General features: G+C 71.6%; 14 protein-coding genes. 8 read left to right on the plus strand and 6 right to left on the minus strand.

Annotated elements, in window-relative coordinates:
- Positions 1-93: 93 nt before the first annotated feature.
- Positions 94-1,410, plus strand: coding sequence for an MATE family efflux transporter (locus AB0N73_RS16025; RefSeq protein ID WP_363565306.1), 1,317 nt, complete (start codon positions 94-96; stop codon positions 1,408-1,410).
- 125 nt (positions 1,411-1,535) lie between these two features.
- On the opposite strand, the gene AB0N73_RS16030 is transcribed toward AB0N73_RS16025, so the two are convergent.
- Positions 1,536-2,135: a TrmH family RNA methyltransferase gene (locus AB0N73_RS16030; protein WP_363565332.1), complete on the minus strand. Its 600-nt coding sequence runs from the start codon at positions 2,133-2,135 to the stop codon at positions 1,536-1,538.
- Between the two features lie 112 nt (positions 2,136-2,247).
- Between AB0N73_RS16030 and AB0N73_RS16035 the strand changes: the two genes are divergently transcribed.
- On the plus strand, positions 2,248-2,895 hold the full coding sequence (locus AB0N73_RS16035; RefSeq protein ID WP_363565308.1) for a metal-dependent transcriptional regulator: 648 nt from the start codon (positions 2,248-2,250) through the stop codon (positions 2,893-2,895).
- Positions 2,896-3,081: 186 nt separating this feature from the next.
- Here the strand turns inward: AB0N73_RS16035 and AB0N73_RS16040 are convergent, their stop codons facing one another.
- A complete protein-coding gene (locus AB0N73_RS16040) occupies positions 3,082-4,035 on the minus strand; it encodes an SDR family NAD(P)-dependent oxidoreductase (RefSeq protein ID WP_363565310.1) in 954 nt (317 codons plus the stop codon).
- 152 nt (positions 4,036-4,187) lie between these two features.
- On the opposite strand from AB0N73_RS16040, the gene AB0N73_RS16045 reads away from it, so the two are divergent.
- Positions 4,188-4,997: an HAD-IIA family hydrolase gene (locus AB0N73_RS16045; protein ID WP_363565312.1), complete on the plus strand. Its 810-nt coding sequence runs from the start codon at positions 4,188-4,190 to the stop codon at positions 4,995-4,997.
- Positions 4,998-5,157: 160 nt separating this feature from the next.
- On the opposite strand, the gene pyrE is transcribed toward AB0N73_RS16045, so the two are convergent.
- Together pyrE and AB0N73_RS16055 are read right to left on the minus strand one after the other, a co-directional pair.
- On the minus strand, positions 5,158-5,736 hold the full coding sequence (gene pyrE / locus AB0N73_RS16050) for an orotate phosphoribosyltransferase (RefSeq protein WP_363565314.1): 579 nt from the start codon (positions 5,734-5,736) through the stop codon (positions 5,158-5,160).
- Positions 5,737-5,746: 10 nt separating this feature from the next.
- Positions 5,747-6,190, minus strand: a complete 444-nt coding sequence (locus AB0N73_RS16055) for a hypothetical protein (protein WP_363565316.1) — start codon at positions 6,188-6,190, stop codon at positions 5,747-5,749.
- Positions 6,191-6,289: 99 nt separating this feature from the next.
- On the opposite strand from AB0N73_RS16055, the gene AB0N73_RS16060 reads away from it, so the two are divergent.
- On the plus strand, positions 6,290-7,135 hold the full coding sequence (locus tag AB0N73_RS16060; protein ID WP_363565318.1) for an exodeoxyribonuclease III: 846 nt from the start codon (positions 6,290-6,292) through the stop codon (positions 7,133-7,135).
- A 21-nt stretch (positions 7,136-7,156) separates the two neighbouring features.
- Here the strand turns inward: AB0N73_RS16060 and AB0N73_RS16065 are convergent, their stop codons facing one another.
- On the minus strand, positions 7,157-7,588 hold the full coding sequence (locus tag AB0N73_RS16065) for a VOC family protein (protein ID WP_363565320.1): 432 nt from the start codon (positions 7,586-7,588) through the stop codon (positions 7,157-7,159).
- A gap of 149 nt (positions 7,589-7,737) precedes the next feature.
- Entirely contained in the window at positions 7,738-8,292 is a 555-nt protein-coding gene (locus tag AB0N73_RS16070; RefSeq protein ID WP_363565322.1) for an NADPH-dependent FMN reductase, read from the minus strand.
- A 184-nt stretch (positions 8,293-8,476) separates the two neighbouring features.
- Between AB0N73_RS16070 and AB0N73_RS16075 the strand changes: the two genes are divergently transcribed.
- From AB0N73_RS16075 to AB0N73_RS16090, 4 genes are all read left to right on the plus strand, one after another.
- Complete coding sequence (locus tag AB0N73_RS16075; protein WP_363565324.1) at positions 8,477-9,838, plus strand: sensor histidine kinase; 1,362 nt, start codon at positions 8,477-8,479, stop codon at positions 9,836-9,838.
- Complete coding sequence (locus tag AB0N73_RS16080; RefSeq protein WP_363565326.1) at positions 9,835-10,500, plus strand: response regulator transcription factor; 666 nt, start codon at positions 9,835-9,837, stop codon at positions 10,498-10,500. Before AB0N73_RS16075 ends, AB0N73_RS16080 begins: the two co-directional genes overlap by 4 nt.
- 154 nt (positions 10,501-10,654) lie before the next feature.
- Complete coding sequence (locus AB0N73_RS16085; protein ID WP_363565328.1) at positions 10,655-11,536, plus strand: ATP-binding cassette domain-containing protein; 882 nt, start codon at positions 10,655-10,657, stop codon at positions 11,534-11,536.
- Positions 11,533-12,660 carry an ABC transporter permease gene (locus AB0N73_RS16090; RefSeq protein ID WP_363565330.1) on the plus strand — a complete coding sequence of 376 codons (1,128 nt, stop codon included), beginning with the start codon at positions 11,533-11,535 and terminating at the stop codon, positions 12,658-12,660. The genes AB0N73_RS16085 and AB0N73_RS16090 overlap by 4 nt, the downstream gene beginning before the upstream one ends.
- Positions 12,661-12,746 lie beyond the last annotated feature (86 nt).

Raw genomic sequence — 12,746 nt, forward strand, 5'->3', positions numbered from 1 at the left:
CAACATCCGGTCACCGAGCGCACATCCCGGACCATGTGCGCTCGACGACGGGATGTGCGCTCGGCCGGGGGGAAGGGTCAATAGGCTCGGGATGTGGCGGCGACACTCAATCGGCAGATCCTCGCCTTGGCCGTCCCCGCCCTGGGGGCGCTGATCGCCGAGCCGCTGTTCCTCATCGTCGACGCCGCGCTCATCGGCCACCTCGGCGTCGTGCCCCTCGCGGCGCTCGGCATCGCCTCGGCGGTGCTGCAGACGATCGTCGGCCTCATGGTGTTCCTCGCCTACTCCACGACACCCGCCGTGGCCAGGCGCTTCGGCGCCGGGCAGCACGGCAGCGCCGTCTCGGCCGGCATCGACGGGATGTGGCTCGCCCTGGGACTCGGCGCGGTCCTCGCCGTCGCCGGTTACCTGCTCACCCCGGGCATCGTGTCGCTGTTCGGCCCGACGGCCGAGGTCGCCGCGGATGCGGAGGCCTACCTCGGCATCTCGATGTGGGGACTCCCCGCGATGCTCATCGTCTTCGCCGCGACGGGGCTGCTGCGCGGCATGCAGAACACCCTCACCCCGCTGTGGATCGCGGGCATCGGCTTCGCGGCCAACGCCCTGCTCAACCTGCTCTTCATCTACGGATTCGGATGGGGCATCGCCGGCTCGGCAACCGGCACCGTGCTCGCTCAGTGGGGCATGGTCGCCGCGTACGCGATCGTCATCGCGCGCCTCGCCCGGCGGCACTCCGCCGCCATCCGCCCGCGCCGCGACAGTGTCACGGGCGCCGCGCGCTCAGGCGTCTGGATGCTGCTGCGCACCGTCTCGCTGCGCGCGGCGCTCCTCGCGACCGTGGCGGTGGCGACCGCCCTCGGCACCCCCGAGCTCGCCGCCTGGCAGATCGCGTTCACGATCTTCTCGACCGCCGCGTTCGCGCTCGATGCCCTGGCCATCGCCGCCCAGGCGCTGATCGGCAAGGCGCTCGGCGAGGGCGATGCCGCGCTCGTGCGCCGGGTGCTGGGGCGCACCGCGGCCTGGGGCGTGTGGTTCGGGGTCATCGTGGGGCTCGGCATCGGTGCAGCGTCGGGCGTCATCGGCTTGGTCTTCACGTCCGATCCGACCATCGCCGCGCTCGTGCAGCCCGCGCTCATCGTGCTGGCCATCGCGCAGCCGGTGTGCGGGCTGGTGTTCGTGCTCGACGGCGTGCTGATCGGCGCCGGCGACGGCAAGTACCTGGCGCTCGCGGGCCTGGCGAACCTCGTGCCGTTCGTTCCGTCACTGCTGCTGCTCGTGTGGGTGGGCGCGGCCGGCGCCCCCGGTCTGGCGTGGCTGGCCGTCGCGTTCTTCGGCGTCTACATGCTCGCGCGGCTGGTCACCCTCGGGTGGCGGGTGCGCGGCACCGCCTGGCTCACCGCCGGCGCCTGAGGCCCGCGCCGCCCGCGGAGGCCCGCGCCGCCCGCGCCGCGAGTGAGCATCCATTCGGCGAGTGAGTACCCGATCGGATGCTCACTCGCCGAACGAGTGCTCACTCGCGAGGTGGACGCGCGGGCTCAGGCCCAGCGGCGGCACCATTCGTACATCACGACGGCCGCCGCGGCGGCGGCGTTGATCGAGCGCGTCGAGCCGTACTGGGCGATCTCGACGACACCGGATGCCGCGGCCACCGCCTCATCCGAGAGCCCGGGGCCCTCCTGCCCGAACACGAGCACGCAGCGCTCGGGCAGCTCGGCGCGGTCGACCGGCACCGATCCGGGCACGTTGTCGACCGCGATGACGGGCAGATCGGCCGACGCGGCCCATGCCGTGAACGCCGCGACATCCTCGTGGTGGCGCACGTGCTGGTACCGGTCGGTGACCATCGCGCCGCGCTTGTTCCAGCGGCGCCGCCCCACGATGTGCACCTCGGCGGCGCCGAATGCGTTGGCGCTGCGCACGATCGACCCGATGTTCATATCGTGCTGCCAGTTCTCGATCGCGACGTGGAACGGATGCCGGTGCGCATCGAGATCGGCGACGATCGCCTCCATCCGCCAGTAGCGGTAGGCGTCGACGACGTTCCGCCGATCGCCCTCGGCCAGCAGCTGCGGATCGAACCGGTCATCGGTCGGCCACGCCTCGGGTCCGCCGGGCCAGGGACCCACGCCGTGCAGCGGCGCGGTGTCGTCCTCCCCGCGGGGCGGCGCCGCATCCGTCGGCTCGTCGGCGGTCGGGTCGTGTGTCACCGACTCAGGCTAGCCGCGGTGCGCCCGGTAGCCTGAGTCGGTGCCCACTTCCGCCGCGGTCGACGACTATCTGAAGGTCGTGTACCAGCACACCGAGTGGCAGGACGAGCGCATCACGCCCTCGCAGCTGGCTCAGCAGCTCGGGCTCGCGCCCTCGAGCGTCACCGAGATGGTGCAGAAGCTCGCCGCCGCGGGACTCGTGAGCCACCGCCGATACGGACCGATCACCCTCACCGACGCGGGCCTCCTGCGCGCCGCGGCGATCGTGCGACGCCATCGCCTCGTCGAGACGTGGCTCGTGCGCGAGTACGGCTACACCTGGGACGAGGTGCACGACGAGGCCGAGGTGCTCGAGCACGCGCTCAGCGACCGCCTGCTCGACCGCATCGACGAGCGCCTCGGGCGCCCCCGCTTCGATCCGCACGGCGACGCGATCCCGGATGCCGCGGGCAACACCGACCGCGTGCCCTTCGTCGTCCTGGGCGACGCGGCCGTCGGCCACGTCGGACGCGTGCTGCGCGTCAACGACCGCGACCCCGACCTGCTGCGCGAACTCGAGCAGAGCGGCCTCGTGATCGACGGCGAGGCGACCGTCACGCGCGGCGCCCCCGATCTCGTGCTGCGCATCGCCGACCGCGACGTTCCGGTGCCCGCGGCCGCGCTCGGCATGATCTGGCTCACCGCCTGACCCACCGCATCCGCCCCGTTCATCCACCTGTTTCGGGCACGTCGGGGTGTTCGTGCTGGTTCGGGTCCGCCACTGCCGCCGCTGAGCGGAGGAGATCCTGCGAGCGGAGGATCGAAACCTGGCAGACGCTCCTCCCGCGGCTCGATCTCCTCCGCTCAGCACCGCCACACGTGCGACCCCCGCGGGTCAGCGGCGGGCGGACTCGAAGGGCCAGCGCAGGCGCGTGGCGGCCTCGCACATGAGCCAGAGACGCTCGCCCACGGCGGGGTCGCTCGTGAGCTTGGCGGGGGTCGCCAGCCGCGGCGTGCCGCGCACGACCATGCTCGGCCCCCACAGCTGGCCGCCCTGGGCGTCGGGGTCGACGAGCGCCCGCACGAGCGGCCACGCTCCCTGCTGCTTGGACTGCGTGATGGGCGCCTGCAGGTTGTCGGCGAATCGCCCCATCCGCGACGGCTCGTTCACCCCGCGGATGCCGGTGGTGCGGCCGCTGGTGGCGTACCCCGGGTGGGCGACGATGCTGCGCACCGGCACGTGGGCCTCGCGCAGCCGGCGGTCGGCCTCGAGGCCTACCGCCGTCGTCACGACCTTGGACTGCACGTACGCGCGCCACGGGCTGTAGCGCTCGACGAGCTGCGGGTCGACGGGGTCGTACGACCAGAGCGAGGTCGACATGCTGCCGAGCCACACCATGCGGCCGCGGCGGGCGGCGAGGGTTCCCAGCAGCGCGCCGGCGAGCGCGTAGTGCCCGAGGGCGTTCGTGGCGAGCACGAGCTCGTTGCCGTCGCGCGTGGTCTGACGGGTGGCGGGCGGATGCACCGAGCCCGCGTTGAGCAGCAGCCCGTCCAGGCGCCCCTTCTGGCGCACGGTCGCGGCCGCGGCCCGCACCGATCCGAGGTTGCTCGTGTCGAGCAGGAGGGTCTCGACAGATCCCGGCGCATCCGGTGCGCGCGTGGCGACGGCGGCGCGCGCGGTGGCGAGGCGATTGGGGTTGCGGCCGGTCATGATCACATGCGCGCCCGCACCGACGAGCTGCTCGCTCGCGAAGAACCCGAGACCGGCGTTGGAGCCGGTGATCAGGTAGATGCGCCCGGTCAGGTCGGGCAGCCGGCGCGGATCCCAGTCCGCCGCGTGCGCGCTCACGGGAACGACATTAGTGCGCCCGCGCACACCCGGATCGCGCCCTTCCGCACCGGGCGACGGCAGGGTAGGTTGCCGCCGCCCGGCACCCGGCCGGCCGCCGCCGACACCCCGCCGGGACGGCGAGCGCGGGCGCGCGGGCCTAGGCTGTGGTCATGCGCACGCGCGACGACATCGAGTGCTGGTTGACCGACATGGACGGCGTGCTCGTGCACGACAATCAGGCCGTTCCCGGAGCCGCGGAGCTGCTCGCGCAGTGGCGCGACACCGGCACCCCGTTCCTGGTCCTCACGAACAATCCGATCTTCACCCCGCGCGATCTGAGCGCACGTCTGGCACGCTCGGGCCTCGACGTCCCCGAGGACCGCATCTGGACCTCCGCCCTGGCGACGGCCGACTTCCTCAAGTCGCAGCTGCCCAACGGCACCGCGTACGTCATCGGCGAATCGGGCCTGACCACAGCGCTCCACGAGGCCGGGTTCGTCATGACCGAGACGCAGCCCGACTACGTCGTGGTGGGCGAGACGCGGCAGTACTCGTTCGAGGCCATCACCCAGGCCATCCGGTTCATCAACGCCGGCGCCCGCTTCATCGTCACGAACCCCGACGCCACGGGCCCGACCCCGAACGGCGTGGTGCCGGCGACCGGCTCGTTCGCGGCGCTGATCACCAAGGCGACGGGCAAGGAGCCCTACGTCGTGGGCAAGCCGAACCCGATGATGTTCCGCTCGGCCCTCAACCGCATCGGCGCGCACTCCGAGACCACCGGCATGATCGGCGACCGGATGGACACGGATGTCGTCGCGGGCATCGAGGCGGGCCTGCACACCGTGCTCGTGCTCACCGGCATCAGCGACCGCACCGAGGTCGAGCGCTACCCGTTCCGCCCGGACGAGATCCTCGACTCCGTGGCCGACCTGGTCGCGCCCGAGCCGCTCGAATCCGAGATGCCCGAGGGGATCTGACCCCTCACCGCGCCGGCGCGGTCAATCGTCGTCGCGGTCGCGCCGCATCCACTGCACGAGGAACGCGACCATCGTGCCGAGCAGGATGACCGCCGACACGGCGAGCACCAGAGTGCGATCGTCCACGGGTTGCTCCGATCCATCTCTCTTCCGCAGGAGATTACTGGGGCTTCAGGCCCAGGTCGTCGAGGTCGATCGCGGCGAGCCACTGCAGGCCCTCCGCCTCGACCGCGGCCTGAGCGCCGGTCTTGCGATCGACGATCACCGCGACGGCGACGGGCACGGCGCCCTCGCGCCGCAGCGCCTCGACGGCCTTCAGGGCGGACTGCCCGGTGGTGGAGGTGTCCTCCACCACGACGACGCGCTTGCCCGCGACATCCGCGCCCTCGATCTGACGACCGCGGCCGTGGTCCTTGGGCTCCTTGCGCACGACGAACGCGTCGAGCGGGGTCCCCGCGTGCACGGACTCGTGCAGCACCGCGTTGGCGATGGGGTCGGCGCCGAGCGTCAGGCCGCCCACCGCGACGATGCCGTCGATGCCCGACACGAGGTCGAGCATGATGCGTCCGATCGCGGGGGCCGCACGGTGGTCGAGCGTGAGCTTGCGCATGTCGACGTAGTACGTCGCCTTCTTGCCGCTGGAGAGCGTGAAGTCCCCGTGGAACACCGCCTCGTCCTGGATGAGGGCGATGAGTGCCTGGCGGTCGGCTTCGAGTGCGGGCGTGGATGCGGCGGTCACGGCGTCGAGTCTACGGGCGGTGCGGGCGCTCCCCCGAGCGGGCGAGGAACGGCCGGGGCCATGCGCCCAGCGCGAGGACGGCCAGCACGACCTGTGCGAGGCCGGCGACGAAGTAGACGCCGTGCAGCGGCGACCACACGAGCATCACCGCGATCTCGACGAAGATCCAGATCATCATGACCAGCCCCGCCGCCGCGTGCAGCCCCGCGGCCAGCGCGTAGCCCCGGTACTGCGCGACGAGCGTGAGCACCTGCGTGCCGCCGACGACGACCCCCAGGATGACGCCCGGCCAGAGATAGCCGTCGAAGGGCGACCCGGCGAGCCATTCCGGCGGCAGCCCCATCCCGCCGCCGACCGTGAGCCCCACCATCCCGACGAGCGCCGAGACGGCGGAGAACCACGCCACGACGAGGAGGAGGATGCGGAGGCTCCGGGGGACGACGGCGGTGTCCATGACCGCACGCTACCGATGGGCGCCGTATGCCCGCCCGCCCGGGCGCCGGGACAAACCCCGCCGCGCGTCGGAGTCCGGCCGCGTCCTAGGCTGGTCGTCATGCGTCTGGCCACTTGGAACGTCAACTCCATCCGCGCGCGGGTCGTGCGCACCGTCGAGTTCTGCGTCCGCGAGAACATCGACGTGCTCGCGATGCAGGAGATCAAGTGCAAGCCGGAGCAGTTCCCCTACGCCGCGTTCGAAGAGGCGGGCTATCACGTCGAGGCGCACGGGCTGAACCAGTGGAACGGCGTCGCGATCGCGAGCCGCGAGCCGCTCGAGGACGTCGAGCACGCGTTCCCCGAGATGCCCGGCTTCCTGAAGGGCCACGAGGGCCCCGGGGCCCCGCAGGAGGCGCGCGCCATCGGCGCGACCGTCGGCGGCGTGCGCGTGTGGAGCCTGTACGTGCCCAACGGCCGCTCGCTCGACGACCCGCACTACCTCTACAAGCTCGACTGGCTCTCCGCCCTCACCGAGTACACGCGCGGCGCGCTGAGCGCCGACCCCGACCTGGCGCTCGCGCTCGTGGGCGACTTCAACATCGCTCCCACCGACGCCGACGTGGGCGACCCGACCATCGTCGAGGGCGTCACGACCCACGTCTCGCCGCCCGAGCGTGAGGCGTTCCGGGCGCTGGAGGCCGCGGGACTGCAGGACGTCGTCCGGCCGCTGGTTCCCACCGGCTACACCTACTGGGACTACAAGCAGCTGCGCTTCCCCCGCAACGAGGGTCTGCGGATCGACTTCGTGCTGGGCTCGCACGCCCTGGCCGAGGCGGTGACCGGCGCCGCCATCCACCGCGACGAGCGCAAGGGCGAGATCCCCAGCGACCACGTTCCCGTCGTCGTCGACCTCGACCTCACCGGTCCCGAGGACGACGACGACCGGCCGATGATCTTCGGCTGAGCGCAGCCGCGGGGCGAGCGCTCAGGCGCCGTCCGCGAGGAACGCCTCGGGCCCCTGCTCGGCGGCGACGGGCTCCATCCACAGGAACTCCAGGATGTTGCCGTCAGGATCCTCCAGATCCCGCGAGTACATGAAGCCGTGGTCCTGCGGCTCGCGCGGCTCGCTGCCGCCGGCGGCCAGCCCCTTGTCGACCACGTCGTCGACGTCGTCGCGCGAGTCGCGGCTGAGGGCGACCAGCACCTGCGCGGTCGTGGAGGTGTCGGCCACCTGCTTGTCGGTGAACGTCGCGAAGTACTCGCGCGTGAGCACCATGAAGTAGATGCTCTCGTCCCAGACGACGCACGCGGCGTTCTCGTCGGAGAAGAGCGGATTGATCTCGGCGCCGAGCGCGGAGTAGAACGCGACGCTCCGTTCGAGATCGGCGGTCGGCAGGTTGACGAAGATCTGGGTCATCTCGGCTCCTCGATCGGTCGGCATCCGTCCGACACCGCACTCACAGGCGATCGTCGCGAACCGCGCGACAGGCGTCAAGCATCCGACGCGTGAACGACGTGGGGGTGATCGAACACCGTCGACCTCCCCCACGCGTCACGCCGCCGGGATCAGTCGCGGTAGCGGTCGATCAGACGCGTGAAGGCCGACAGGTAGCCGGCGAGGAAGCCCGCCGTCTCCTCGTTCGAGATCTCGCCGTCCTCGGCGAACAGGCCCGGAAGCGACTGGATGAAGCCCTCGGGCTGCCCCAGCGTCGGCGAGTTGAAGTGGCTGAGGATGTTCTTCAGGTGCTGCTGCGCGGGCGCCGTGGAGATCGGACCGCCCGAGGTGCCGATGACGGCCGTCGGCTTGTCGGCGAACGACGCCTGACCGTAGGGGCGCGCCGACCAGTCGAGCGCGTTCTTGAGCACACCGGGGATCGAACGGCTGTACTCGGGGGTCACGATGACGACACCGTCGACGTCGGCGATCGCGCGCTTGAAGTCGGTGGCCGCCTGGGGGAAGTCGGCCTCGAGGTCCTGCGAGTAGAACGGCAGGTCGGCGATCGGGATCTCGACCAGGGTGACGCCCTCGGGGGCGACCTTGGTCAGCGCCTTGGCGAGGCGGCGGTTGATCGACGTGCTCGACAGACTGCCGACGATGTATCCGATGGTGTATTCGCTCACGGGAACTCCTTCTACGTGGGGCCGGGGCGGGGGGTGCCCCCTGGGGGCAACCGGCGTCGACGCGCGACCTATTCCTATGAATACGGAAGATGACGACTGAATACGGAAGATGACGACGGGCGGGCGCCCCGCATCCGTCTCGCGGGGGAGGCACCCGGCGGAGGCGGCAGCGTAGCGTGGACGGATGCTGCCGCTCACCCCCGCGCAACAGCGCGGCGACATCCTCCTCGCCGCCGCGCTCCTTGTCGGCGCTCTGGTCAGCGCCACCCTCTCGTCGGTCTCGGGCATCTACGGCACCGCCCAGGCGAGCATGGCGTGGGCGGTGGCCTACGCGTTCGTCGTCGCGATCCCGCTGGCGTTCCGCCGTCGGTGGCCGGCCACCGTGGCGGTCATCGTCTCGGTCGCCTACTTCGCGGCGGTGACGCTGCGGGTGCCCGAGCTCTACGCCGGCAACATCGCGATGTTCATCGCGATCTACACGGTGGGCGCCTGGTCGCCGAACCGCAAGCGCGCGATGTGGACGCGCATCGGCATCATCATCGGCATGTTCGCGTGGCTGCTCATCACGATGTTCATCGATGCGACCGGCACGGTGCCCGAGGACGCGGGCTTCTCGCGCGCGGGCGCGTTCTCGCCGTACGTCGCCTACACGCTGCTGCAGCTGCTGCTGAACGCCCTGTACTTCGGCGGCGCCTACCTCTTCGGCGAGCGCACCTGGGCGGCGCTCGAGCAGCGCCGCCAGCTCGAGGAACGCACCGCCGAGCTCGAGCGGGAACGGGAGCGCACCGCGGCGCAGGCCGTCGAGCTCGAGCGCGTGCGGATCGCCCGCGAACTGCACGACGTCGTGGCCCATCACGTCTCGCTCATGGGCGTGCAGGCCGGCGTGGCGCGCACGATCATGGCCAAGGACCCTGATGCGGCCGCCGCCACCCTCGCGCAGGTCGAGACCGCCGCACGATCGGCGCTGAGCGAGCTCCGCCATCTGCTCGAGACCCTGCGGATGTCGCCGGACGACGCCGACACGGCACCCACGACCGTGGGCCTCTCGGGCCTTCCCGCCCTCGTCGCCAGCGCGACGGCCGCGGGGCTGCCCACCGAACTGCGCACCGTCGGGGCGCCGCTGCAGGTGCCCGACACGATGCAGGTCAATCTGTTCCGGATCGCCCAGGAGGCCCTGACCAACGCCCGGCGGCACGGCGGCCGCGACAGCCGGGCCGACGTGCGCGTGCGCTACGCGGCCGACGCGGTCGAGCTGGAGGTCTCGAACACGGGCCGGGTCGTCGCCGAGCCGACGCCCGGCATGGGGCACACCGGCATGCGCGAGCGCGCCGCGGCCTCCGGCGGGACGATCGAGATGCGCCCGCGCTCGACCGGCGGATTCGTGGTGCGCGCCCGCATGCCGCTGCCGGATGCGGCGCCGCTGCCCGCGCCGTCGGTCCCGCCGGCGGATGCGGCGGCTGACGCGCCGGGTGATGCCCGTGCCGACACCTCGGTCGACGCGGACGCCCCGGTCGAATCGTCCACTCCGACGGGAGCGTCGGCGTGAGCGCGGTGCGGGTCGTCCTCGCCGACGACCACGCCATGATGCGCGCCGGCTTCCGGGCCATCCTCGAGTCGGAGGGCACGGTCACCGTGGTGGGCGAAGCATCCACCGGCGCCGAGGCCGTCGCGCTCGCGACGAGCCTGCAGCCGGACGTGATCTGCATGGACGTGCAGATGCCCGACATGGACGGGCTCGAAGCCACCCGCCGGATCGTCGCCGACCCGACGGTGCGCTCGGCCGTGCTGATCGTCACGACCTTCGACCGCGACGACTACCTCTTCACCGCGCTCGAGGCCGGCGCGAGCGGCTTCCTGCTCAAGAACGCCGGTCCCGAGGAACTCGTCTCGGCCGTGCGTGTGGTCGCGGCGGGCGACGCCCTGCTCGCCCCCGAGGTGACCCGTCGCGTCATCGCCCGCTTCTCGGCGGGGGATGTGGCGGACCCGCCGACGGCCCCCGCTCCCCCTCCCCTCGCCGCCGCGCTCACCGACCGCGAGGCGGAGGTGCTGAAGCTGATGGCCGACGCGCTGTCGAACGGCGAGATCGCCGCCCGACTGTTCATCGGCGAGGCGACGGTCAAGACGCACGTGTCGAACGTGCTCGCCAAGCTCGGCGCGCGCGACCGCGTGCAGGCGGTCGTCATCGCGCACCGCCACGGCCTCGCCTGACCCTGCCGCCGACCCGTCGGAGGCAGGGTCGGCTGCCTCATCCCGCCCCGGCGGAGACCGCTCCGCCTGGCGGGGGATGCCCACAACCCGCCCGTGGGCGGAGGTGCGCCGCATCCATCGTCCGTAGCGTCGAAGCACGGACGAAGGAGGATCCATGCTCCAGCTCACAGGAGTGACCAAGAACTACGGTTCGCGGCGCGTGCTCGATGATGTCGGCTTCACGGTCGCGGACGGCCGGCTCACCGGCTTCGTCGGCGGCAACGGCGCCGGCAAGACCACCACCATGCGCATCGCCCTCGGTGTGCTCGCCTCGAACGGCGGATCCGTCCAGCTCAACGGCACGCCCGTCACGCCCGAGGACCGCCGCCGCTTCGGCTACATGCCCGAGGAGCGCGGGCTGTACCCGAAGATGAAGGTCGGCGAGCACATCGCCTACCTCGCGCGCCTCCACGGGTACAGCAAGGCGCAGGCCACCGCCAACGCCGAGGCTCTGCTCGAGCGCCTCGGTCTCGGCGAGCGGCTGGGCGATCTCATCGAGACGCTGTCGCTCGGCAACCAGCAGCGCGCCCAGATCGCCGCCGCCCTCGTGCACGACCCCGAGGTGCTCATCCTCGACGAGCCGTTCTCTGGCCTCGACCCGCTCGCGGTCGAGGTGGTGGCCGGTGTGCTGCAGGAGCGTGCCGCCGCCGGGGCCGCCGTGCTGTTCTCCTCGCACCAGCTCGACGTCGTCGAGCGCCTCTGCGACGACCTCGTCATCATCGCCGGCGGCACGATCCGCGCCGCCGGCACCCGCGCCGAGCTCCGCGCCGCCCACTCCGTGCCCCGGTTCGAGATCTCCACCACGGACGACCTCGGCTGGCTCCGCGAGATCGACGAGGTCACCGTGCTCGAACTCGCCGGCGGTCAGGCCGTCTTCGACGCCGACCCGGCCGTCGCCCGCCGCGTCCTGCAGCGCGCGGCCGCATCCGGCGAGGTCGACGCCTTCATCCCGCAGCACCCCACGCTCGCCCAGATCTTCCGGGAGGTCATCCGATGAATACCCGCATCCCCGCCGCTCCGTCCACCGCCCAGAGCATCTGGCTGGTCGCTGAGCGCGAGATCGGCTCGCGTCTGCGCAGCAAGGCCTTCGTCATCTCGACCGTCATCCTGTTCGTCGTCGCCCTCGGCGCGGTCGTCTGGGGCGGCTTCGCCGCCGGCACCTCGAACGATCTCAAGATCGCGGTGACCTCCGACACGAGCTCCGTCGTGCAGGACGTCGACGGCCTGGCCGTGACGGATGCCGCATCCGCATCCGCCGCCATCGACCTGGTCGAGAACGGCGACGTCGAGGCCGCCCTCATCCCGACGAGCGAGGTGCCGGATGCCACCGCCCCCGCATCCGCGCCGTTCGACTACACGATCGTGGCGAACGACTCCGCTCCCTCGGGACTCGTGTCGATGCTGAGCGAGTCGCCCGCGGTGCACCTGCTCGACCCGTCGAGCACCGACTTCCTGCTGCGCTACTTCGTGGCACTGGGCTTCGGGATCGTGTTCCTGATGGCCGCCTCGACGTTCGGCGGCACGATCGCGCAGTCGGTCGTGGAGGAGAAGCAAACCCGCGTCGTCGAGCTGCTGATCTCGGCGATCCCGGTGCGGGCACTGCTCGCCGGCAAGGTGATCGGCAACACGGTGCTCGCGATGGCGCAGATCCTGGTGCTCGCGGCGATAGCGATCGTGGGGCTCTCGGTGACCGGTCAAGACCTGGTGCTGACCGGCCTCGGCGGTCCGCTCGTCTGGTTCGCCGTGTTCTTCCTGTTCGGCTTCATCCTGCTGGCCTCGCTGTTCGCGGCGGCCGGGGCGATGGTGTCGCGTCAGGAGGACATCGGCTCGACCACGGCGCCGCTGACGATCCTCGTGATGCTGCCGTACTTCCTCGTGATCTTCTTCAACGACAACTCGTTGGTGCTGACGATCATGTCGTACGTGCCGTTCTCGGCGCCGGTCGCGATGCCGCTGCGCCTGTACCTCGGCGAGGTGCTGTGGTGGGAGCCCCTGCTCTCGCTCGTGGTGCTCATCGCCACCTGCGCCGCCGCCATCTGGGTCGGATCGCGCATCTACTCCGGTTCGCTCCTGCGCATGGGAGCCCGCGTCAAGCTGTCGGAGGCCCTCTCCCGCGCCTGACCCGCCGCGGCGGTGCTGCGGTCACCCCGACCCGCGAGACAGCACTTTCGCGCCGAGACGGTGGGTTTAACCCGCTGTCTCGGCGC

The organism is Microbacterium sp. NPDC089189 (assembly GCF_040685095.1).
GTDB lineage: Bacteria > Actinomycetota > Actinomycetes > Actinomycetales > Microbacteriaceae > Microbacterium.